The organism is Pseudomonas sp. UBA6699 (assembly GCF_002454615.1).
Lineage (GTDB): Bacteria > Pseudomonadota > Gammaproteobacteria > Pseudomonadales > Pseudomonadaceae > Aquipseudomonas > Aquipseudomonas juntendi.
Genome location: NZ_DKJF01000043.1, coordinates 76204 through 96770, shown reverse-complemented (window position 1 = coordinate 96770; position 20567 = coordinate 76204). Strand labels below are relative to the sequence as shown.

Annotated in this window: 23 protein-coding genes, 1 tRNA gene and 1 pseudogene; 18 read left to right on the top strand and 7 right to left on the bottom strand. The window is 56.8% G+C overall.

Annotation, left to right across the window (positions count from 1 at the left end; all coding sequences use genetic code 11):
* Nucleotides 1-3 precede the first annotated feature (3 nt).
* Together B3361_RS08375 and nhaA are read left to right on the top strand one after the other, a co-directional pair.
* Nucleotides 4-645, top strand: coding sequence for a 3-oxoacid CoA-transferase subunit B (locus tag B3361_RS08375; protein ID WP_009682099.1), 642 nt, complete (start codon nucleotides 4-6; stop codon nucleotides 643-645).
* 176 nt (nucleotides 646-821) lie between these two features.
* Nucleotides 822-2183: a Na+/H+ antiporter NhaA gene (gene nhaA / locus B3361_RS08370; protein ID WP_054904600.1), complete on the top strand. Its 1362-nt coding sequence runs from the start codon at nucleotides 822-824 to the stop codon at nucleotides 2181-2183.
* A 575-nt stretch (nucleotides 2184-2758) separates the two neighbouring features.
* On the opposite strand, the gene B3361_RS08365 is transcribed toward nhaA, so the two are convergent.
* The 4 genes from B3361_RS08365 to B3361_RS08350 form a co-directional block, all read right to left on the bottom strand.
* The gene (locus B3361_RS08365; RefSeq protein ID WP_225624695.1) at nucleotides 2759-3064 is read right to left on the bottom strand and encodes a hypothetical protein; all 306 of its coding nucleotides are present in this window, start codon (nucleotides 3062-3064) and stop codon (nucleotides 2759-2761) included.
* 48 nt (nucleotides 3065-3112) lie between these two features.
* Nucleotides 3113-3961, bottom strand: a complete 849-nt coding sequence (locus tag B3361_RS08360; RefSeq protein WP_029885010.1) for an ROK family protein — start codon at nucleotides 3959-3961, stop codon at nucleotides 3113-3115.
* 108 nt (nucleotides 3962-4069) lie between these two features.
* Nucleotides 4070-5068 (bottom strand): alcohol dehydrogenase catalytic domain-containing protein, encoded by a 999-nt coding sequence (locus B3361_RS08355; RefSeq protein ID WP_029885011.1) that lies wholly within the window; start codon nucleotides 5066-5068, stop codon nucleotides 4070-4072.
* Nucleotides 5065-5565 (bottom strand): lactoylglutathione lyase family protein, encoded by a 501-nt coding sequence (locus B3361_RS08350; protein ID WP_054904601.1) that lies wholly within the window; start codon nucleotides 5563-5565, stop codon nucleotides 5065-5067. Before B3361_RS08350 ends, B3361_RS08355 begins: the two co-directional genes overlap by 4 nt.
* Before the next feature lie 90 nt (nucleotides 5566-5655).
* Here B3361_RS08350 and B3361_RS08345 point away from each other — a divergent pair, with 90 nt between their 5' ends.
* The gene (locus B3361_RS08345) at nucleotides 5656-6546 is read left to right on the top strand and encodes a LysR family transcriptional regulator (RefSeq protein ID WP_082414611.1); all 891 of its coding nucleotides are present in this window, start codon (nucleotides 5656-5658) and stop codon (nucleotides 6544-6546) included.
* Nucleotides 6547-6684: 138 nt separating this feature from the next.
* A complete protein-coding gene (locus B3361_RS24020) occupies nucleotides 6685-7014 on the top strand; it encodes a LysR substrate-binding domain-containing protein (RefSeq protein ID WP_414703937.1) in 330 nt (109 codons plus the stop codon).
* Nucleotides 7015-7046: 32 nt separating this feature from the next.
* On the opposite strand, the gene B3361_RS08340 is transcribed toward B3361_RS24020, so the two are convergent.
* Complete coding sequence (locus B3361_RS08340; RefSeq protein WP_082414559.1) at nucleotides 7047-7961, bottom strand: LysR family transcriptional regulator; 915 nt, start codon at nucleotides 7959-7961, stop codon at nucleotides 7047-7049.
* Nucleotides 7962-8100: 139 nt separating this feature from the next.
* Here B3361_RS08340 and B3361_RS08335 point away from each other — a divergent pair, with 139 nt between their 5' ends.
* The 4 genes from B3361_RS08335 to B3361_RS08320 all read left to right on the top strand — a co-directional run bounded on the left by B3361_RS08335 (nucleotide 8101) and on the right by B3361_RS08320 (nucleotide 11447).
* The gene (locus B3361_RS08335) at nucleotides 8101-8958 is read left to right on the top strand and encodes a type 1 glutamine amidotransferase domain-containing protein (protein WP_054904207.1); all 858 of its coding nucleotides are present in this window, start codon (nucleotides 8101-8103) and stop codon (nucleotides 8956-8958) included.
* A 15-nt stretch (nucleotides 8959-8973) separates the two neighbouring features.
* Entirely contained in the window at nucleotides 8974-9669 is a 696-nt protein-coding gene (locus B3361_RS08330; RefSeq protein ID WP_054904208.1) for a type 1 glutamine amidotransferase domain-containing protein, read from the top strand.
* A 130-nt stretch (nucleotides 9670-9799) separates the two neighbouring features.
* Nucleotides 9800-10102, top strand: coding sequence for a putative quinol monooxygenase (locus B3361_RS08325; RefSeq protein WP_054904209.1), 303 nt, complete (start codon nucleotides 9800-9802; stop codon nucleotides 10100-10102).
* Nucleotides 10103-10271: 169 nt separating this feature from the next.
* Nucleotides 10272-11447 (top strand): L-dopachrome tautomerase-related protein, encoded by a 1176-nt coding sequence (locus B3361_RS08320; RefSeq protein ID WP_082414560.1) that lies wholly within the window; start codon nucleotides 10272-10274, stop codon nucleotides 11445-11447.
* A 166-nt stretch (nucleotides 11448-11613) separates the two neighbouring features.
* Here B3361_RS08320 and B3361_RS08315 read toward each other — a convergent pair whose 3' ends face one another.
* Nucleotides 11614-12516, bottom strand: a complete 903-nt coding sequence (locus B3361_RS08315) for a LysR family transcriptional regulator (RefSeq protein ID WP_050492165.1) — start codon at nucleotides 12514-12516, stop codon at nucleotides 11614-11616.
* A gap of 101 nt (nucleotides 12517-12617) precedes the next feature.
* Between B3361_RS08315 and B3361_RS08310 the strand changes: the two genes are divergently transcribed.
* The 3 genes and pseudogenes from B3361_RS08310 to B3361_RS08300 all read left to right on the top strand — a co-directional run bounded on the left by B3361_RS08310 (nucleotide 12618) and on the right by B3361_RS08300 (nucleotide 15208).
* Nucleotides 12618-13610: a zinc-binding dehydrogenase gene (locus tag B3361_RS08310; RefSeq protein ID WP_054904210.1), complete on the top strand. Its 993-nt coding sequence runs from the start codon at nucleotides 12618-12620 to the stop codon at nucleotides 13608-13610.
* A 28-nt stretch (nucleotides 13611-13638) separates the two neighbouring features.
* Nucleotides 13639-13941 (top strand): putative quinol monooxygenase, encoded by a 303-nt coding sequence (locus B3361_RS08305; protein ID WP_050492166.1) that lies wholly within the window; start codon nucleotides 13639-13641, stop codon nucleotides 13939-13941.
* 199 nt (nucleotides 13942-14140) lie between these two features.
* Nucleotides 14141-15208 (top strand): annotated as a pseudogene (locus B3361_RS08300) (integrase).
* A 123-nt stretch (nucleotides 15209-15331) separates the two neighbouring features.
* On the opposite strand, the gene B3361_RS08295 reads toward B3361_RS08300, so the two are convergent.
* Nucleotides 15332-15419: transfer RNA gene (locus B3361_RS08295), tRNA-Ser, on the bottom strand.
* Nucleotides 15420-15551: 132 nt separating this feature from the next.
* Between B3361_RS08295 and B3361_RS08290 the strand changes: the two genes are divergently transcribed.
* The 7 genes from B3361_RS08290 (at nucleotide 15552) to B3361_RS08260 (ending at nucleotide 20474) form a co-directional block, all read left to right on the top strand.
* Entirely contained in the window at nucleotides 15552-16223 is a 672-nt protein-coding gene (locus B3361_RS08290) for a Bax inhibitor-1/YccA family protein (protein WP_003251184.1), read from the top strand.
* Between the two features lie 250 nt (nucleotides 16224-16473).
* Nucleotides 16474-17853, top strand: a complete 1380-nt coding sequence (locus tag B3361_RS08285) for a nucleobase:cation symporter-2 family protein (protein ID WP_054881911.1) — start codon at nucleotides 16474-16476, stop codon at nucleotides 17851-17853.
* 226 nt (nucleotides 17854-18079) lie between these two features.
* Nucleotides 18080-18472, top strand: coding sequence for a sulfurtransferase complex subunit TusD (gene tusD, locus B3361_RS08280; protein WP_029887839.1), 393 nt, complete (start codon nucleotides 18080-18082; stop codon nucleotides 18470-18472).
* Between the two features lies 1 nt (nucleotide 18473).
* Entirely contained in the window at nucleotides 18474-18833 is a 360-nt protein-coding gene (gene tusC / locus B3361_RS08275) for a sulfurtransferase complex subunit TusC (RefSeq protein ID WP_009682095.1), read from the top strand.
* The gene (tusB, locus tag B3361_RS08270; RefSeq protein ID WP_029887837.1) at nucleotides 18833-19129 is read left to right on the top strand and encodes a sulfurtransferase complex subunit TusB; all 297 of its coding nucleotides are present in this window, start codon (nucleotides 18833-18835) and stop codon (nucleotides 19127-19129) included. The genes tusC and tusB overlap by 1 nt, the downstream gene beginning before the upstream one ends.
* The gene (locus tag B3361_RS08265) at nucleotides 19126-19461 is read left to right on the top strand and encodes a TusE/DsrC/DsvC family sulfur relay protein (RefSeq protein WP_029887836.1); all 336 of its coding nucleotides are present in this window, start codon (nucleotides 19126-19128) and stop codon (nucleotides 19459-19461) included. The genes tusB and B3361_RS08265 overlap by 4 nt, the downstream gene beginning before the upstream one ends.
* A gap of 11 nt (nucleotides 19462-19472) precedes the next feature.
* Nucleotides 19473-20474, top strand: coding sequence for a glycosyl transferase family protein (locus B3361_RS08260; protein ID WP_054904248.1), 1002 nt, complete (start codon nucleotides 19473-19475; stop codon nucleotides 20472-20474).
* Nucleotides 20475-20567: the final 93 nt, after the last annotated feature.

Here is a 20567-nt window from a genome sequence, read left to right as displayed (position 1 = left end):
GCCATGACCATCACCAAAAAGCTCTCCCGTACCGAGATGGCCAAGCGCGTGGCCGCAGACATTCAGGAAGGTGCCTACGTAAACCTCGGCATCGGCGCACCGACCCTGGTGGCCAATTACCTGGGTGACAAGGAAGTATTCCTGCACAGCGAAAACGGCCTGCTGGGCATGGGCCCTAGCCCGGCCCCGGGCGAAGAAGACGATGACCTGATCAATGCCGGCAAGCAGCACGTGACGCTGTTGACCGGTGGCGCTTTCTTCCACCATGCCGACTCGTTCTCGATGATGCGCGGTGGCCACCTGGACATCGCGGTACTGGGTGCCTTCCAGGTTTCGGTCAAGGGCGACCTGGCCAACTGGCACACCGGCGCCGAGGGTTCGATCCCGGCGGTGGGCGGCGCGATGGACCTGGCCACCGGCGCGCGCCAGGTGTTCGTGATGATGGACCACCTGACCAAGACAGGCGAAAGCAAGCTGGTGCCTGAATGCACCTACCCGCTGACCGGTATTGGCTGCGTCAGCCGTATCTACACCGACCTGGCAGTGCTGGAAGTCACGGCTGATGGGTTGAAAGTGATCGAAATCTGCGCAGACATCGACTTCGATGAACTGCAGAAACTCAGCGGTGTGCCACTGATCCAGTGATCGAGCGCAGGCGCCCGCTGTCCAGGCAGCCCCGCGGCTAATGATCGATAACCGCATTCGGGTTCATCTGAATGCGGTTATTCGGTAGACTAACGCCCGGGTGTCTGCTGCATGGTGCAGTGAGGCAGGTTAAAGAACAGCGCAGGTCGGGCCGCCATGCGGGAGTACTTGCGCCTATGCCTAAAACAGATTTGCCTCGCGCCCAGAAACTGGCCGAGCGCGCCTTCGCCAGCCTTCAACGCTTTTTGCACATCGAAGCAGTCAGTGGCATCGTCCTGTTGGTTGCCGCTGTCGCCGCCCTGATCTGGGCAAATTCCCCTGCCGCACACAGTTATGAAGCCCTGTGGCACGCCCCGATAACGTTCGGCGTGGGCTCGTATGTGTATTCGCAGTCCCTGCATTTCTGGGTCAATGATGGGCTGATGACCATCTTTTTCCTGGTGGTGGGCATGGAGATCCGCCGCGAAATCCACGAGGGTGCCCTGGCCAGCCTGCGCCAGGCCATGCTGCCCATGGCCGCTGCGGTCGGCGGCGTAGCCGCACCGGCGCTTCTCTACCTCGGTATCGTTCATTCGCCAGCCGACCAACAGGGTTGGGCAGTGCCAACGGCCACCGATATCGCTTTTGCGGTAGGCGTATTGGCCCTGCTGGGCAAGTCGATTCCGTCCAACGTACGTGTGTTCCTGCTTGCCCTGGCGATCATCGATGACATTATCGCTGTGCTGATCATCGCGGTCTTCTACTCGGGTGGCCTCGACTACAGCGGTTTCGGCGTCGCGGCGATCGGCCTGCTGATGGTAATCGCGCTGCAGAAGATTGGTGTGGGATCGGCCTACGCCTATATCGTGCCCGGTGCGATCGTTTGGCTGGGCATCCTGTTGACCGGTGCCCACCCGACCCTCGCCGGCGTTGTGCTCGGGCTGATGACCCCGGTAGCCGCCATGCCGATGCGTGAGCGCCCTCTGGATGCCATTAGCCGCTTCACCAACGAGTTGCTGGGCCGCGCCAAAGCACCAGAGCGCGATGCCAGCGAACTCATCGACCCACTGAAACGCCTGCGCCTGGCACAGCGAGAACTGCTGCCGCCGGTGGTACGGATGCAAGGCACGCTGCACCCTTGGGTAGCCTACGGCATCATGCCAGTGTTTGCCCTGGCCAATGCCGGGGTCAGCCTGGCTGGGGTCGACCTGTCCGCAGCGGGCCCACAATGGGTCATGATCGCCGTGGTAGTCGCCCTGGTCGCAGGCAAGCCCTTGGGCATCATCAGCGTCAGCTGGTTGATGGTACGCCTGGGCTGGTGCGCGCTTCCCGCCGGGGTGAACTGGCGCAGCATCACGCTGGTGGGCCTGTTGGCCGGTATCGGTTTCACCATGTCGATCTTCATCGCCAACCTGGCGTTCGTCGACCCCGGCTCACTGGGGGCAGCCAAACTTGGCGTGCTATCGGCCTCGGTGATCGCGGCGGTGTTGGGGCTGACCTGGGGCGTATGTAGCGTGCGCCGTGCAGCCCCTGCAGGCAACCTGGGTTCGTCAACCTAGCAAAGCCTGCACAGGCCAGTTCTGGCCGGAGCTGAAATGCCCCGGCCAGCACAGGCCCTGCGGCCCTTTGCAATCGACAGAAGCAGCCGCGCCGCTTGAGCGCCTCCTGGCCTCTATGGCCTGTGGTACAAAGGAGGATCTGGGGGGCTGGTTGCCTTTTTCTCGCTCCATATTCCCAATCAGCCCCACACGAAGTGGCTTACTAGCCCTCATTTTCTTGTTAATGAGGCTCCCACGTGTCAATGGCACTCATGCCCCGCAGTAACAGTTCAGTGCCTTTGTCGAGTGTACGACTGTAGCCATGCCGACTGCTGGCTAAGAAATACCTGCTCAAGACGTTCCATCTCGTCGACTGGCCGGGCGTCATCAACGGCTTGCTGATGGGCCCGTATCGCCTGAAGAGTTTGCTTCAAGAGGGACTCTCCCGCCTCAGCCATTCCCAAGGCCGTTCTCTACACTTAGGGCACCAGCAATGTCTGTTTGTGCGGTGAGCTTCAGGCATAAGCATCTTGCTCAGATTCTGCTCTGAAAGCGGTAACCCTACGGCCGGTCGCTTACCTAATCGCCACGATGAACTATTGAGTTGGTGCCTGCGTGACGATCAGGCAGGTGAGTTCAGACAATAAGGCCTGAGCATCCGCCTGGTAACCTTCGCACCACCGCTCGTGCCATGCCAAAGGAGAACCCTGTTCCTCCCACTCAGCCAACGCGAGTGCGTTGACGATCTCCATCTCAAACCAAATAGACGCCCACCTAGCTGCATTCGAGACCAGGGTTGTGTTCTGCCAGACAAACTCCGTCAGCGCCACGAACAACGACCACGACTTCAGATCCTTGTGTGCGCCACGGCTCAGTGCTATGACCTCCGACGACGTGAGCATTTCTGTTCTACATTGATGCATTTTGGCTATTCAAAATCTCGCACCTGATTAAGCTGCATCCCGCTGAGCTGCTCGTATAGATCCTAGCGCCGCTACAAAATCTTCCGACTTCACTCGTTTGACAATGCAAGCGTTCCATAGTGATGGAATAGCATGAGTCTCGGCTGCAAGCAAAGCAGCTTCCCAGTAGCCTTTCAGTTTCAAACTGCCACCACCCACTGCCAGACGCGAGGGGTTGAGCAAATTTATGATACTGGCCATCCCTAGACCCAACGCCTCACCACCGGCCCTCACTGTTGCCGTGGCGATAGGGTCATCATCATTCGCCAATCGAGCGAGGGCTTCTCCACTGATGCCAAGCAAGTTGGCCATAGCGCCGCCACCGGCTATCTCATCCAGCCTCTTGACTGAACCATCAACGTGTAGCGGTAAATACCCAAGCTCCCCAGCCCAGCCATTAACACCACGTAATTCCCGTCCGTGAGTCATGAATGCAGCACCGATGGCAGTGCCCGCCATAATCACGCCACCAGTAAAATCATTACCAACATCCTGCATTTCTTCCTGCAGTGCCGCCTCGACATCATTGATAACTGTTATTTGGCACCCAAGTGCTTTGAGGGAGGTTTCTGGACGCCAGCCTGTCAGACAGGGTAGGACATCGCAGCTAACGATCTCGCCGTCGCGAGCGACCAGACCAGGCACCGCGATTCCAATACGAACCGGGCTTAGACCCACATCTTCGATGAAGGCATAGAGTTGGGTAGCAAAGTCTTCGGGTGTGTAGCCGGGCCCCGTTTCAAAACGTCTTGAATGAGCTCCGCATAATAGCAGCAGCTTAGTACCGCCCAAGTCGGCGCCAATGATGATCTCATTTCCTTCGGGGGCACTGTGCATTGCGATACCTTTGGTTAGCAAACGACGGGGTGGAAATACTCAGCACTCGAATTGGACGGTTCATCATTCAGTCATGAGCACTGGGGAAAGCTTGAGACATTGCACACGTCACGGCAAGTTGCCCAACTCATCGCTCGTGATGCGGACCAAGCCTTTACCGCTAAAGGCTCGATGCTGCAGGCCTTCAAGATGATCTGGAAGACGCTCGAACGAGGCGACATTAAAACTCTCAGGCTCCCACTCGCCCCTCCCCACTGAGGTGAGGATACTCTCGCCTGCATCTACGAGGTCTTGCCAGGCACGATCGTCACCGAACGTATGCAACGCACCCAGTGCCACCTCGTGCATCGAAATCGTCCGAGTGAAAGGTGGTACTGGAGACGCCTGGAGCCGGTCTTGAACGCATACCAAGTGACCGTTGGCCCTAAGCGCGGCCACGAGTCGCGCAGCATGTTGAGCGTTCACCGTGTCTATTACAGCGTCGAACACCATGGGCCCATCCCATGCCTCAACGAGAGGGCCCTCCATGCAGTCGAACACCCCCAGATCGGTCAGCCGTTGCGCATGCCGCGGGTGGCTCAGCGAGCTGACCTTGAACCCTCGCCGCACAGCTATCTGAATCAGATGATTTGCAACAGATCCACCAGCCCCACTCACCAGCAGCGTCTGACATGACTGTGGTAGCTTTTCGAGAGCCAACCACGCGGTGAGTGCTGGGCACGGGAGACTGGCTGCTTGTTCCCAACTCACGCTTGCCGGAACCCGAAGGACTGCTCTGGCTTTCACAGAGGTATATTCCGCAAAACTACCATGACGACTAAGGCTTTGGTGGTAAGCAACACGTTGGCCAATCCAAGAAGCTGGGACATTCTCACCGACAGCAACCACAACACCCGCACCATCTACACCTGGTACGTGACCTGGCTGCCAACTGACCAGACGCCCACCCAAGACTTTCCAATCCACAGGATTGAGGCCGATCACGACGTTACGAATGAGCACATCGCCCGCTTCCGGCCTAGGAAGAGGGATCTCATTGAGTCTCAGCTCTGCTGGGTCAGCGCTGCCATGCCAGGTAAAAGCGCGGTGTGTTGTTGCCAGAATCATGATTGATAAGCTCCCGCCGAGTAGGTGAGCTCGTAGCTGTGGCTGTAGATTTCAAGGATGTTGCCGAACGGATCCTCCATGTAAACCATGCGGTACGGCTTCTCACCTGGAAAGTATTCACGCACCGGCATCCGCTGCTTACCGCCCGCAGCGACGATCTTGGCGGCTAGGCCTTCGACATCCGGATCTTGTACGCAGAAGTGGAAAACCCCCGTTTTCCAGTATTCAAAGTTATTCTCCGGACGCTCGGCGTTGGGAAACTCAAATATCTCGACGCCGATACGATCACCCGTGGACAGGTGGGCGATGCGGAACGAGCCCCACCCCTCACCAAAAACATCCGTGCACATTATGCCAATTGCGGTTTGGTCTTCAGTGATGGTGGTCGGCGGCATGATCAGGTACCACCCCAGTACCTCTGTATAGAATTTGACGGCGCCGTCCAGATCGGTGACCGACAGGCCAATGTGAGAGAAATTGCGTGGATAAACGGACATATCGGCTAGCCTCCAAAACATTTGGCCCTACCCTATCCCCCGCGACGTATAATGAAAACAACGATCACGTTATGGTTACGATAAGACTTCATGATGGTTAACCCGCAGTGGCTCCGATCCTTCGCAGTGCTTGCCGATCTTGGGAATTTCACCCGCACTGCCGAGCATCTGAATCTGACCCAGGCTGCCGTGAGTCAGCACATACGACACTTGGAACAGCAGTACGGTAGTCTATTCATCCGTCACCACCGGCACGTTGAGCTGACCCCTGCGGGGAATGCCTTGTTGGAATACTTCAGAGAAATGGAGCGCGCTGGCCGTGCACTCGATGCCCGCCTGAGCGCAGAAGAACAAGACGTAGGTGATATCAGCTTAGTGTCCCCCGGCAGTATAGGATTGGCACTGTATCCGCTCCTGCTGGACTATCAACAAGCCCATCCTGGACTGATCATTCGCCACAGGTTCGCCCCTGACGCGGAGGTGCTCGCAGCAGTACTGAGCAATCGTTTCGAAATGGGAATTGTGACTTACAAGCCAGACAACGAGAGGATCGAAGCACAGAGGTTTGCCGAGGAGCCATTGGAGTTGATACTGCCAACCGCTAAACCCTACGTGGGGTTCGAAACGCTCTCCGAACTTGGCTTCATCGATCACCCCGACGGGGCCGCTATGGCAACGCGCCTACTCAGCCGAATGTATCCAGAAGCACCGGGTATTCAAGCAATCCAGAAACGAGGCTTCAGTAATCAGGTAGGCCTCATCTTGGAGCCGGTTTCAAGAGGTTTGGGCTTTACTGTGCTGCCGAGGTTCGCCAGGCGCGCCTTCCACAAACAAGATACTTTGCAGGTGGTGGAGAGTGGGATCCCCGTTGTGGACACGCTCTGGCTCATCTACAGATCAGAGTGGCCTCTGTCGTCCAGAGCCAGGCGAGTCGTTGATCAGATGCAACAACACCTGAATGTAACCAACTGCCGCATTTGAGTTTTAAGATTCGGTTAAAAGCTCAGGCCCTTTGCAGCATCGACCAGTCCATTTAACCAATTCTGATGGCCGTTGATCATAGGGTTCGGCTGGGCCTGTGCAAGCTCCTGTGCAGGCTTTCCGATCTGGGTCTCTTGGGTGAGTATCCGAACTCGGCCACCTTCCAAGTTTTCAATAAGCCACGCGGTGACCGATGAAGCGCTGTCAAAGATTAATCGACGGCGAAGAGTCTCCGTCTCTGTCCCCAGCTTCCTCATACTCCCAGAGTTGCTAAGCACCGGTGATCTGATCGCTGTAGCACCAGAGCGGCTGACTCCAGCGGATGAAACACTTGTCGTGAGAGAGCCACCAGTCGATATTCCTGGGTTCACGAAAGCAATGGTTTGGCATGGAAGAACGGAGCGAGATGAAGGACAACGATGGATACGGTCATTCATGACTGAAGCATACAGTCGCGAAGCTCTATGACTATGCTAGATATCCAGTATTTGACACACCAGCTAGGGGTGGCGTACAGCTCGCACGATGAAGTCTACAAATGCGCGCACCCGAGCTGAGAGGTGCCGGTTCTGGGGATAAAGGATGGAGAACCGGCGAGTACGTCCGCCAGCACTGTGCAAAACCTCAACAAGTTCGCCCCGGTTGACGGCTGCTTGGGCGATGAAATGATAAATCTGAAATAGTCCCCCGCCTGCAATCGCCCAGTTGACACAGCCAAGCACGTCGTCATGAACCCGCTTCTGGCTTCGGAAGGTAAAGTCGATATCTTTGCCGGCCACGTCCCTGAAAATCCAGGGCATAGCCCGTCCAGTGCTTGGAAGCACGAACTGTAGACAGTCATGGCCATTCAGATCGGCCAGCGTCGACGGTGTTCCGCGCGCTTTTAAGTAGGAGGGGGCGGCAAAAACCCCCAGAGTGGCATCTTCAAGGGTGTGCGCAATTAGCCTGGAGTCTTGCGGAATGCCCAACCTGATGGCCAGATCAAATCCCTCTTCGACAAAGTCCACCACGCGATTCGAGATACTCAGCTCGATCTCGACCTGGGGATACATGGCTTGAAATTCAGGCAGCAGAGGAAGCAGCCGGTAATGCGCATAGGGGGTGCCGACGCTAAGGCGTAGCACTCCACTGGGGACTTTTTGGTTTCCAGTAATTATTCGTTCCGCTTCCGCTATCTGCTCCAGCGCTTGCTGACACTGCTGCCGGTAAAGCTCGCCCTCAGTGGTTAGACGGATGTGTCGAGTTGTACGCGCAAAAAGCCGGACACCTAATCTCGCCTCCAGTCGGCTGATTGAGCGGCTGACCGATGCTGGCGTCAGCCCCAACACTTCGGCGGCGGCGGTGAAACTGCCGAGTTCCGCTGCTTTGCAGAACAGCTCGATGCTGCCCAGTTGGACGGGGTCAAAGGCTCTCATTTGTTCACCAGTGTAATTAATGAATTGCTTTCTAGCCAGTTTATCTGCATCAGTTCTATCAATACAGTTGGCTCACACAAGCGACCACTTTGGCCTTCAGCAAAAACTATCTTTTACCCACAGGAACGGACAGATCGTCATGAAATCGCTGTGCAAATCACTATTACTCGGATTGGCATTTGCTATTTCTGCTACTTCTCATGCTGCGCCCAAAGGCGAGGTACTGGTGCTGCTCTCCAGTGAAACCGAATTGCCCCTTCAGGACGGCAAGACTTTGCCGACGGGTTACTACCTCAATGAATTCGGCGTTCCCGCTGATGCTCTGTTACGTGCCGGTTACCAGTTAACGGTAGCCACTCCGAAAGGAAACCAGCCCAAGGCAGATCCGCGTTCTATTGATCCGGTTTACTTCGCCGGCAAGGCTGGCGAAATGCGCCGTATACAGGGTGGCGTTGAGAGTCTAACCGCGCCCGATCACGTCAGGTCTCTGGCTGAAGTAATGAAATCTGGACTAGGCCGCTATGACGGCGTTTTCATCCCGGGCCGGCACGCGGGGCTTATTGATCTCTCGAACAATCCAAAGGTCGGACAGCTGCTGCAGCATTTTCATGCGCAAGGCAAGCCGACTGCCCCAATCTGCCGTGGCCCGATCGCGCTTCTGGCTGCTCAGGATGATCCAGGCAGCTATGAGCAGACTCTGGTCAATAGCCGGCTGGATCAGGCGCGGAACTGGGCCTACAGCGGCTACCGTATGACGATCTTTTCAGATGCCGAAGAGAAGGTTTTTGAAGATTCGCTGAAAGGCGAAAAACTGCGCTACTACCCGGCAAAAGCGATGGCGCAGGCAGGTGGCCAGATGCAGTTTGCTGATGCATGGCAGCCCAAGGTTGTAGTGGATCGTGAGTTGATCACTGGCCAGACCCCCTTCTCCGACCATGCTCAAGCAACCGAGTTTATCAAATCACTGAACCAACATTGCCCCCTGATTAATAGCTGAACAAAGGAAAACTTCATGGCTCCTAAAATTCTGATGATCGTGACGTCCAGCAGCCGTATGGGTAACACTGACAAGCCCACTGGCCTCTGGGCTGAAGAACTTGCCGTGCCCTACTACGCGCTAGTCGATGCAGGTGCGTCGGTAGTAATTGCCTCAACTGCCGGTGGCAAAGCGCCGATCGATGCCGGCAGTGTTAAAGCTAAAGGGGCGAACGATCCCGATGTTGAACGTATGTTGGCTGATGACTCGTTGCTGGCTCAGATCGAAAGGACATTGCCTGTCAGCGAGCTAAGAAGCGAAGATTTCGACGCCGTTTTCTTCCCGGGTGGCCACGGCACGATGTGGGATCTGCCTACCGAGCAAAGTGTGAAGGTCGCGGTGGAGTCAGCTTTTGAAAATGGCCGGCTCATTGCATCGGTATGCCACGGCGCTGCCGGTCTGGTTTCTGCGGTTCGAAGCGATGGGCTGCCGATGGTACATGGCAAGCGCGTCAATTCATTCACCGATGCCGAAGAGGTTGAGGTTGGCCTGGCAGGCGTGGTGCCCTTTATGCTGGAGACTCGATTGCGGGAACTGGGCGGTGTTTTTGAAGGCGGCGATAACTGGCAACCCTTCGCCATTCGTGATGGCCAGTTGATTACCGGCCAAAACCCGCAGTCCTCAGCGAAGGTTGCCGAGATTCTGATAGAGGCGCTTGGTATCAAGGCCTGATAGTCAGACGAATAGCTCATTAAAGCGCTGCTACTCACTGAGGTGGGCAGCCTATGCCTATCGGCTTAACGGTGATGTCAAGTTTGACTCAGACACACATGTCGACATAACCGCTTTTAAGGATACCGTAATGACCGTTCATGTTTTTGCTACTTTACAACCTAAGCCAGAGTACCGAATTAATGTAGAAGAAGCTCTGCAAGCACTGGTGAAAGCCACACGAACCGAGTTGGGAAATATTAGTTACGATCTCTTCGTTTCCGATACAGATAGCGGTTTCTATCTGATTGAAAGCTACAGGGACGAAGCTGCTTTTAAGGCTCACAAGCTGACGGAGCACTATCTGGGCTACCGCAAAAAAACTACCGACTGGCTCCTTGAGCCAACCATGGTGAAAGTTCTCTATCCGTTAAACGCGAATCATAAAAAGTAAGAGCGGGAGCCGGCACATGTACAAAACCATTGTTCTGACTGCTTACCCCAGGGTTAGTCTGTCGGTATTGTCCTGAAGGATAAATCTTCTTCACTACCTTGTCGGCTCTTGATGTGATCAAAGCCTAATCTATTAATCGCATGGTAGTACTTATCAGCCAAGGATTTTTATGTATAAGCCATCCAGAATGTATGTAGCACTGTCTCTTGTTGCGCTGATCTCTCATCCGGCATTCAGTGCTGAGGCCGGGGAGCCTTCGTCATTACCTGCAGCCCGATCTATAGGCGTGATCGAGCCAGTGGCGACTTTCTACGGCGCAATGCCGACCGGGGTCACTGTCAGCGAAACTGGTCGGATTTTCGTTAATTTTCCGCGCTGGGGCGACGAAGTTCCGTACACAGTCGCTGAGTGGCGAAACGGCAAGTCGGTACCTTATCCTAATGCTCAGATTAACCGCCAAGACAATACCCACCCTTCCGAGCGATTCCTGAGTGTTCAAAGTGTCGTTGCCGATGGGCGGGGGCGTCTTTGGGTACTTGATACAGCTGCTCCAGAGTTCTCTCGTCCAATTAGCGGTGGTGCCAAGCTAGTTGCTATTGATCTGGCTACCGACAAGGTGGTGAAAACTGTAATCTTCCCGTCGAATGTCATCGACGCTAGCACATATGTCAACGATGTACGACTCGATTTCCGCGTTGGGCGAGAAGGTGTTGCATATGTCACGGACTCATCACCGAGCGGCAAAGGCGGAATTATCGTTGTCGACCTTGCCACCGGGAAGGCGCTAAAACGATTGGTCGGCCATATTTCGACCTCGGCAGATGCAGAATTCGTGGCAATTGTTGAGGGTAAACAAATGCTTTTCCGAAATCCTGACGGTACTACTAAGCCTTTCACTATCGCGTCTGACGGTATCGCTCTTTCGCCAGATGGCACTACGCTCTATTACTCCCCGCTTACAAGCCGTCGTCTGTATAGCGTGCCTACAGCGCTCCTACGTGACCCTGCTGTTTCCGAGGAGAGACTAGCTGCTGCTGTAATCGACTTGGGTGACAAGGGTGCCTCGGATGGCTTGGAAGCTGACGCTGCCGGAAACATTTACGCAAGCGACTATGAGCATAATGCTATCCATCGTCTCGATTCCAATGGCCGCTGGAGCACCGTTGTACAAGATCCACGCGTGCTTTGGCCTGATACTTTGTCCATAGGCCCTGACGGCTACCTGTACTTCACTGCCAACCAGTTACATAGACAAGCTGGTTTCAATGAGGGTATTGACGTACGCCAAAAACCTTATGTTATTTATCGTACTCCTGCAAAGAATGGCCCGGCTCCCACTCGCTAATCTTCCAACTTTCGAGATTCGTTGACGGTGAGGCCATGTACGGCACTCACCACTCCGGACGATCCGTAAGGGCCTTGCAGCACGGCATCATGTGCAGGCTTTACCAGGTAGTAGTTATCCGAAGATACTGCCGGGGTGAGATTGTTGACTCTCGTGCCCCCCAAATTCATTTTACCTCGGCCTCGATGGGATGGATCGTGGCCCATTCTTTGAAGTGCTCGATGAACGCTCGCACAGGTGGGGCCATATTCTCCCTAGAGGGGTACACAGCATAGACGCCTACATTCGGTTCCACATTCCAATCGGGCAACGCCTCGACCAACCTACCTGATACAAGATCGGGCTTGACATGCCAGTCTGCCAAGAGCGCGATGCCATGGCCATCCAACGCCATCTGCCTGACGACCTCCGCCTGGCTCGATTCGAATCGGCGTTTAATCTTGATCGATTGCTGACTACCACCTTTGGACAGTGACCAATTAACCTCTTTCCCGACAATGAGACCTTCCAAATTCGTAAGATCTCTGGGCAACCGTGGTACGCCGACCTTGTCCCAATACACGGGCGCAGCGCAGATGACTCGCCGCGAATCGCTTATACGCTGTGCAATCATGGAAGAATCCGCCAACACTCCATGACGGATGGCCAAATCAAAGCCCTTTGCAACAACATCGACGACCTGGTCGGTAGGGTGAAGATCTACTACAACCTTCGGATAGGCAGCTAGAAAGCTGCTCAGCACGCGAGCAAGGTAGCCCTGTGCGAATGTGGCAGAAGCTGTGATACGTAAAGATCCTGAGACGTCCTGTGCTTCAGAAAAAGTCCGCTCCGCCTCCATGACGCCATCCAGTATCTGCCTGGCAAACCGTTGGAGCTTTTCGGCATCAGCGGTTGGACTCAATTTCCGAGTCGTTCTGTTAAAAAGCCTTCGCCCTAGTCGATCCTCAAGGGCAAGCAATTTCTTGCTCCCGCCCGCCGCTGTGAGACCCAGCCGCTGCGCCGCCGCACGGATGGTTCCCTCCTCATAAACGGCAAGAAACAAGCGAAGCTCATCAAGGGAGTCGAGCATAAAAATTAACAACCTTTAAGACCGAATGAAGCAACAAGAATAGCATATTCGCGAATTTGCATTGCTGATAGATTTTGGGTTTTCAAGCGGAGCGATAATCGATGCAAGCAATCGTGATAAACCAGCACGGCCAGTCGGATGTATTTGAAGAAATCGAAACAGCTCGCCCTTCAGCACGCCCAGGCCACGTCGTCATTGATGTTATGGCCACCAGTGTCAACCCGGTTGATACCAAGATTCGCAGCGGGAGCGAAGGCACCGCAGGTCTCACCTTTCCCGCCATCCTGCATATGGACGTCTCTGGCATCATCAGTTCGGTGGGTGAAGGCGTTAGCCAATTCAAGGTGGGGGATGAGGTCTATGGATGCGTCGGAGGCATCGTGGGCATTCCTGGCGCCTTGGCGGAGCAAGTTGAAGCAGACGCAAGATTAATCGCTCTCAAGCCCGCCTCATTGAATTTTGCTGATGCGGCGAGTCTTCCGCTCGTGGCAATCACCGCCTGGGAAGCTTTGATTGATCGGGCCTCCATCCAGCCAGATGATGCAGTCTTGGTTCATGGCGGAACGGGTGGCGTCGGCCACATCGGCATTCAGCTGGCAAAACTCATGGGAGCCCGTGTTGCCACTACAGTCTCGAATGTACAGAAAGCAGAGATTGCCCGCTCCCTGGGTGCCGACGATGTCGCCTTTTACCGAGAAGAATCGCCAGAAGAGTACACCCGCCGTATTACCAACGGCTCTGGCTTTGACACAGTGTTCGATACGCTCGGTGGCACAGTGCTCACAAACTCGCTGAAGGCTGCCAAGCTCAAGGGCCATGTCATATCCATCATCGGCTATGACACTTACGACCTCACAGATATGCATTTCAAGGCACTACGGCTGGACTTAGTCTTCATGGCTGTATCAATCATCCATGATCTTGACCGTAGTCATCACGGCAAGATTCTCACAAAGCTGAGCAGATTAGTGGATCGCGGCTTAGTCAAGCCCCTTATCGACGAACGACATCCATTCACAGCTGCAGGTGTAAAGGCAGCTCATGCCCGCCTGGAGTCCGGAGAGGCTATAGGTAAAGTCGTCATCACTCGGTAAACCGGTTTCCCCCTTGGAGCAAGATCATATGCCTAACAATTTACCCATTGTGATTATCGCAAGATTGAAAGCGGAAGAAGGTCTGGAAGAAGACCTGTTAACCGAGCTCCGCAGCTTGGTCGAGGCCTCTAAAAAAGAAGAGGGATGTATTCAGTACGTCCTACATAAATTAGAGGGTGTACCTACCGACTTCATGATTTATGAAATCTGGAAAAGTCAGAAAGCTTTGGATGAGCACACGCTGCAGCCGCACTATCAAAATTTTTCTTTCAAAGCTGCGAGTATGCTGGCCGAGCAACCGACCATCGATAAGTTTGAGCAAGCCTTCTAGCAGTAAGATCTCGAAAGTCCTCCCTTGCGGATGATCATGACCAAATCCTCCGCAAGGGATCACCAGTAAAAATCAAGCGATAGACGTCCGGTCGTTGGCCGAGTGTACGCTCGCCTCAAGTTGGCTGGCGTTAAGCCAACAACAATGAGCGCCGTCGCAGAGACGTGGACTTTCGATTTGTCTCGGGTGGGTTAGCAAGATGCGTCCGAAACAAACCGCTCATAGAGATCTTCCGCCGCGAATGATTCGGCGTACGCGAAAACGCAAAAACGGCAACATCTGGGTTGCTTACTACTACGACGGGAGGGACGAAGATGGCAGGCGTCGAGAGATACCTTTAGGTAACGACCTGGACATCGCCAAAGTAGAATGGGCGAAGCTCGACAGGAAGGCCATTCCAAAGATAACGCGCTTGATGGGTCAGCTATTTGATCGCTATGAAAGGGATGTCATCCCGGGTAAAAAGCCGCGAACCCAGAAGGACAACCTGGCTGAGCTCAAACAGTTGCGCAAAGCCTTCGATGATGCCCCGATGGAGCTGATTACACCTCAAATACTTGCTCAGTATCGAGATCGACGGACAGGCAAGGTTAGGGCGAATCGAGAGATCGCCCTTCTCTATCACATTTTCAACATGGCAAGGGAGTGGGGCATTACTGACCGCCCAAACCCAGCGACCGGTATCCCCAAGAACAAGGAGACTCCTAGGGACTTCTATGCTGGGCCGGCGATCTGGGATGCTGTCTACGAATACGCCGCTCCTGAATTGCGCGATACCATGGACCTGGGCTATTTGACCGGGCAACGCCCAGCGGACGTGCTCGCCACTCGAGCCTCGGACGTGGTTGATGGTTTCCTACAATTCGCCCAAGGCAAAACGATGAAAAAGCTGAGGATACGTCTTGGCACGGAAGCATAGAGCAGCCAGTTGGGGGTACTGGTTGAGCGCCTTCTGAGCCAACGCAAGGCGCGAGGGGTTCGCAACCCTTAGCTAATCGTGACAGAGGACGGCCGCAACGTGACGCAAGCGATGCTGCGCCTTCGCTTTGACGATGCGAGATCCAAGGCCGCCGCCAAAGCGATGGAAGACCTTGATAGCGTCCTGGCCGATAGCATTCGTCAATTCCAGTTTCACGATATCCGGCCCAAAGCAGCGAGCGAAATTGAAGGCCTGGCGCACGCGAGTAGACTACTAGGGCATACCGATAAGCGGATCACGCAGACCGTTTACCGCCGCGTCGGAGAGATCGTGAAACCAACCCGATGAAACCTTTTTTGCGGAAGAGTTGCGGAACACCATCGAAAAGTTGCGGAACACTTGGCCTTTTCAGCGTCGAGTTTTCCGCCCCTCAGAAACGCAAAAAGCCCTGAATAATCAGGGCTTTGAATATGGCGGAAGCGTAGAGATTCGAACTCTAGGATAGTTGCCCATCGACGGTTTTCAAGACCGTTGCCTTAAACCACTCGGCCACGCTTCCAGCTCGTTTGCGGCCGCCATAATACCGTAATGAAACAAGCTGTCAAACTCTCTGTGTCGCGGGTTGCAATGGCTCTGGTAGACTCCCAGCATCTGAACGTTCGAAACCACAGGTTTACCAAGGAGTGTCGCCATGCGCGAACAGGATTATGCCGTACATCACGGCCAGCAGGTCGAGCAGCAGGAGATCAGCAAGGTCCTGCGCAACACGTACAGTCTGCTGGCGCTCACCCTCGCCTTCAGCGGCGTCATGGCCTTCGTTGCCCAGCAAATGCGTGTCGGCTACCCGAACGTGTTCGTGGTGCTGATCGGCTTTTACGGGCTGTTCTTCCTGACCAACAAGCTGCGTGATTCGGCCTGGGGCCTCGTCTCCACCTTCGCCCTTACCGGCTTCATGGGCTTCATTCTCGGCCCAATCCTCAACCGCTACCTGGGCATGGCCGGTGGTGCCGAGGTTGTCAGTTCGGCATTTGCCATGACTGCCCTGGTGTTCGGTGGTCTGTCGGCTTACGTACTGATTACCCGCAAGGACATGAGCTTCCTCAGTGGCTTCATCACTGCCGGCTTCTTCGTGCTGCTGGGTGCGGTCGTGGCCAGCTTCTTCTTCCAGATCAGCGGCCTGCAACTTGCGATCAGCGCTGGCTTCGTGCTGTTCTCGTCGGTGTGCATACTGTTCCAGACCAGCGCGATCATTCACGGTGGTGAGCGGAACTACATCATGGCCACCATCAGCCTGTATGTGTCGATCTACAACCTGTTCGTCAGCCTGCTCCAGCTGTTTGGCATCATGGGGCGTGATGACTGATTGTTGTAGGTTGTGAGAAAGCCCGCTTCGGCGGGCTTTTTTGTGGGTGTGGGAAAGGCATGCCGGTGGCCGTCTTTAGCATGAGTTAACCGGCGCGACAGTGCACATTCGCGGCAGGCGGTTTTTGACTGAAAGGTCAGGTAATTAGGCATAGGGTCGCCGATCATGTAGGCATCGTGCTTTGCTCTACCGCAATCTGGCTTCACCCCGTAGAATGCGCTCCTTTTTTCTTCAGGGGCAGCTTTCAGCCATGAGCACACATGAACACAGCCCAGCAGCATCGGCCCCCGCCAATGAGCTGGTGCTTGGCCTCGAGGACAAGCCTCGGCTGCTGATCGGGCTGCTGGCGGCGCTGCAACACCTGCTGGCGATCATCGTGCCGATCGTGACGCCCGGGCTGTTGATCTGCCAGGCGCTGGGGGTGTCCGCGCGGGATACCAACCTGATCGTCTCCATGTCGCTGGTAATCTCCGGTATCGCCACATTCGTGCAGTGCAAGCGCTTCGGGCCGTTTGGCGCCGGGTTGCTGATCGTGCAGGGCACCAGCTTCAACTTCGTGGGCCCGCTGATTGCCGGGGGTGCGCTGATGGTCAAGCAAGGCACGCCAGTCGAAGGTGTGATGGCCGCCATCTTTGGCGTGGTCATCGCTGGCTCGTTCGTCGAAATGGGCGTTTCGCGCATCCTGCCCTTCGTCAAACGCCTGATCACCCCGCTGGTCACCGGCATTGTCGTGCTGATGATCGGCCTGACGCTGATCAAGGTCGGCCTGATCAGTATGGGTGGCGGCTTCGGTGCCATGGCCAATGGCACCTTCGCCAATGGCGAGAACCTGCTGTTGTCGGGTGTGGTGCTGGCCATTATCGTGATCCTCAACCGTATTCCGGTGGTGTGGATGCGCAGCTGTGCCATCGTTATTGCCCTGGCGGTCGGCTATGCGCTGGCGGGCTATATGGGCCGCCTGGACTTCACCGGTATGCATGAGGCCGCGCTGTTTCAGGTACCGACGCCGCTGCACTTCGGCCTGAGCTTCTCGTGGGCGCTGTTCATTCCGATGCTGGTGATCTACCTGGTGACGTCGCTGGAAGCCATTGGTGACGTGACCGCCACCAGCAAGGTGTCGCGCCAGCCAGTCGAAGGCCCGGTATGGATGCAGCGGATCAAGGGTGGCGTGTTGGTCAACGGCGCCAACTCGCTGTTGGCGGGCTTGTTCAACACCTTCCCGAGTTCAATCTTTGCGCAGAATAACGGCGTGATTCAGCTAACCGGTATTGCCAGCCGCCATATCGGCATGTGGATTGCCGTGATGCTGGTGATATTGGGGCTGTTCCCCAGTGTTGCCGGGGTGATTCAGGCGGTGCCAGAGCCGGTGCTGGGGGGTGCGGCAATGGTCATGTTTGGCGCGGTTGCAGCGTCGGGCATCAATATTCTGGCCAGCACCCGCCTGGACCGGCGTGCGCTGCTGATCATTGCCGTGTCGTTGGCGCTGGGCCTGGGTGTGGCGCAGGTGCCGGAGTTCCTGGCGCATATGCCGGCGGCGGTGCGCAATGTGCTGGAGTCAGGGGTGGCGACCGGTGGCATCTGTGCCCTGGTGCTGAACTGGTTCCTGCCGGAGAGCAAGGAACAGGCTTGAGGCCTGTTCCCTTCTGACAGGGCCTTGCGCAATCCCTGTAGGAGCGGCCTTGTGTCGCGATGGGCTGCAAAGCAGCCCCAGCAATTTGTGCATCTGCGCTGAAGCCCCGGGCTGCTTTGCAGCCCATCGCGACACAAGGCCTCCTACAAAAGCCCGCGCCCGCATGCACAAGCGGGCGCGGGCTTTTTTGCTTTATCATGGCGGTATTTCTTTGCATGAGTTACCCATGAAATTCGCTATCGCGGTGTTCTCCCCGGCCCATGCGCCCTCCTCGCGGCGCGCCTTGCGCTATGCCGAGGCGGTGCTGGCCGGCGGGCATGAGATTGCCCGGCTGTTCTTCTATCAGGACGGGGTACACAGTGCCTCGGCCAACGTGGTCGCGCCCCAGGATGAAGTGGACGTGGCCGCGCAGTGGCGTGCCTTTATCGAGACCCACCAGCTGGATGCCGTGGTGTGCATCGCCGCCGCCTTGCGCCGTGGCGTGCTCGACGAGGCCGAGGCCAACCGCTATCAGCGCCCGGCCGTGAACCTGCCCAGGCCATGGGAGTTGTCCGGCCTGGGGCAACTGCACGAGGCCGCGCAAGTCGCCGACCGCCTTGTCTGCTTTGGAGGCGACTGAAATGGCCAAATCCTTGTTGATCATCAGCCGCCAGGCGCCGTGGAACGGCCCATCTGCCCGCGAGGCGCTGGACATCGCCCTGGCCGGTGGCGCGTTCGACCTGCCGCTGGGCATGCTGTTCCTCGACGATGGCGTGTTCCAGCTGGCGCCAAACCAGCAACCTGCCGCCGTGCAACATAAGAACCTGGCCGCCAACCTGCAGGCGTTGCCGATGTTCGGCGTCGAAGAACTGTTCGCCTGCAACCACAGCCTCACCCGCCGTGGCCTGGCCGCCGACAGCCTGGCACTGCCAGTGCAAGTGCTGGATGACGCGGCACTGACCGCACTGATCGCCCGTTTCGACCAGGTGGTAACGCTCTGATGACGACCCTGCACGTAATTGCCCACTCCCCGTTCGGCGACGAGCGCCTGGCCAGTTGCCTGCGCCTGCTTGGCGCGCACGACGCCCTGCTGCTGTGCGGCGATGCGGTGTACGCCCTGCGCAGCGGCAGCGAAGCGTACCGCCAGTTGCAAGCCGCCAGCCTGGCCCAGCGCCTGTTCGCCCTGGACGAAGACCTGCAAGCCCGCGCGGTCGGCAACGACCTGGCCAAGGCCGTGGACTACGCCGGGTTCGTCGAACTGTCGCTGCACTACGACAAGGTCAACAGCTGGCTATGAATACCCTCACCGTTGCCGATCAGGCGATCGCCCTGGACAAGGACGGCTTTCTGGTCGACCTGCAAGACTGGTCCCATGCAGCCGCCGAGGCCCTTGCCGAGCGCGAGGGCATTGCGCTGACCGCGGACCACTGGGAAATCCTCGAACTGCTGCGACAGTTCTACCAGGAGTACCAGCTGTCCCCGGCCACCCGCCCACTGATCAAGTACACCGCCCTGAAGCTAGGCCCTGACAAGGGCAATAGCCCGCACCTGAACCGCCTGTTCAATGGCACCCCCGCCAAACTTGCCGCCAAGCTGGCGGGCCTGCCCAAGCCGACCAATTGCATATGACCCTGCCACCCTTGAATCAAGCCCGCCCGCTGACCCTGGAAACTCCGGCCGAACACCCGTTCGCTGAATTCGTGCGCATTCTTGGCAAAGGCAAGCGCGGCGCGCGCGGCCTTACCCGCGAGGAAGCACGGGCTGCCATGACCCTGCTGCTGGAAGGCAAGGTCGAGGACACCCAGCTGGGCGCCTTCCTGATGCTGCTGCGGCACAAGGAAGAAAGCGCCGAAGAGCTGGCCGGCTTCACCGAAGCGCTACGCGACCACCTGCAGGCCCCGCGCATTGCCGTGGACCTGGACTGGCCAACCTACGCTGGCAAGAAGCGCCACTTGCCCTGGTACCTGCTGGCCGCCAAATGCCTGGCCGGCAATGGTATTCGCATCCTGATGCATGGCGGCGGTGCACACACAGCCGGGCGCCTGTATACCGAGCAACTGCTCGACCTGTTGCATATCCCCCTGTGCCGCGACTGGGCAGCGGTCGACACCGCGCTGGGCCAACATCAGCTGGCGTTTTTCCCCTTGCACGACTGGGCGCCGCAACTGCAGCGCATGATCGACCTGCGCAACACCCTGGGCCTGCGCTCGCCCATTCACTCCCTGGCGCGGGTGCTCAACCCGCTGGGCGCGCGGTGCGGCCTGCAAAGCATCTTCCACCCCGGTTACCAGGCGGTACACCGTGAGGCCAGCCGCCTGCTGGGCGACCATGCCGTGGTGATCAAGGGCGATGGCGGCGAGATCGAGGTCAACCCGGACGTCATCAGCCACCTCTACGGCACCACTGCCGGCGTAGCCTGGGATGAGGAATGGCCGGCGCTCAGCGAGCGCCGTCACGTCAAGCCCGCCACGCTGCAACCGGAGCATTTGCTCGCCTTCTGGCGTGGTGAAGTGCAAGACAGCTACGGCGAGAAAGCGCTGATCGCGACCATGGCCTTGGCACTGCGCGGCCTGGAGCAGACCCGGGAACAAGCCTTCACGAACGCGCAGGCCTATTGGGATAACCGTGATAGATCGATTTAGTCGATAATACCACGCCGATCTTTGCGCTATTTCTTCGAACGATCTGGCCTAGACTGGGCTCCAACGACAAACCCTTTGTTCCAGGAGCTCACC

Bases quoted from the DNA above. Each gene is read 5' to 3' on its own strand.
- B3361_RS08365 (WP_225624695.1), bottom strand. From the start codon at position 3,064: ATGCTCACGTCGTCGGAGGTCATAGCACTGAGCCGTGGCGCACACAAG.
- B3361_RS08315 (WP_050492165.1), bottom strand. From the start codon at position 12,516: ATGCTCGACTCCCTTGATGAGCTTCGCTTGTTTCTTGCCGTTTATGAG.
- B3361_RS08265 (WP_029887836.1), top strand. From the start codon at position 19,126: ATGAATACCCTCACCGTTGCCGATCAGGCGATCGCCCTGGACAAGGAC.
- B3361_RS08330 (WP_054904208.1), top strand. From the start codon at position 8,974: ATGGCTCCTAAAATTCTGATGATCGTGACGTCCAGCAGCCGTATGGGT.
- B3361_RS08375 (WP_009682099.1), top strand. From the start codon at position 4: ATGACCATCACCAAAAAGCTCTCCCGTACCGAGATGGCCAAGCGCGTG.
- B3361_RS08355 (WP_029885011.1), bottom strand. From the start codon at position 5,068: ATGATTCTGGCAACAACACACCGCGCTTTTACCTGGCATGGCAGCGCT.
- B3361_RS08335 (WP_054904207.1), top strand. From the start codon at position 8,101: ATGAAATCGCTGTGCAAATCACTATTACTCGGATTGGCATTTGCTATT.
- B3361_RS08290 (WP_003251184.1), top strand. From the start codon at position 15,552: ATGCGCGAACAGGATTATGCCGTACATCACGGCCAGCAGGTCGAGCAG.
- nhaA (WP_054904600.1), top strand. From the start codon at position 822: ATGCCTAAAACAGATTTGCCTCGCGCCCAGAAACTGGCCGAGCGCGCC.
- B3361_RS08360 (WP_029885010.1), bottom strand. From the start codon at position 3,961: ATGCACAGTGCCCCCGAAGGAAATGAGATCATCATTGGCGCCGACTTG.
- B3361_RS08285 (WP_054881911.1), top strand. From the start codon at position 16,474: ATGAGCACACATGAACACAGCCCAGCAGCATCGGCCCCCGCCAATGAG.
- B3361_RS08350 (WP_054904601.1), bottom strand. From the start codon at position 5,565: ATGTCCGTTTATCCACGCAATTTCTCTCACATTGGCCTGTCGGTCACC.
- B3361_RS08310 (WP_054904210.1), top strand. From the start codon at position 12,618: ATGCAAGCAATCGTGATAAACCAGCACGGCCAGTCGGATGTATTTGAA.
- tusC (WP_009682095.1), top strand. From the start codon at position 18,474: ATGGCCAAATCCTTGTTGATCATCAGCCGCCAGGCGCCGTGGAACGGC.
- B3361_RS08345 (WP_082414611.1), top strand. From the start codon at position 5,656: ATGATGGTTAACCCGCAGTGGCTCCGATCCTTCGCAGTGCTTGCCGAT.
- B3361_RS08320 (WP_082414560.1), top strand. From the start codon at position 10,272: ATGTATAAGCCATCCAGAATGTATGTAGCACTGTCTCTTGTTGCGCTG.
- B3361_RS08325 (WP_054904209.1), top strand. From the start codon at position 9,800: ATGACCGTTCATGTTTTTGCTACTTTACAACCTAAGCCAGAGTACCGA.
- B3361_RS08340 (WP_082414559.1), bottom strand. From the start codon at position 7,961: ATGAGAGCCTTTGACCCCGTCCAACTGGGCAGCATCGAGCTGTTCTGC.
- B3361_RS08305 (WP_050492166.1), top strand. From the start codon at position 13,639: ATGCCTAACAATTTACCCATTGTGATTATCGCAAGATTGAAAGCGGAA.
- tusB (WP_029887837.1), top strand. From the start codon at position 18,833: ATGACGACCCTGCACGTAATTGCCCACTCCCCGTTCGGCGACGAGCGC.
- tusD (WP_029887839.1), top strand. From the start codon at position 18,080: ATGAAATTCGCTATCGCGGTGTTCTCCCCGGCCCATGCGCCCTCCTCG.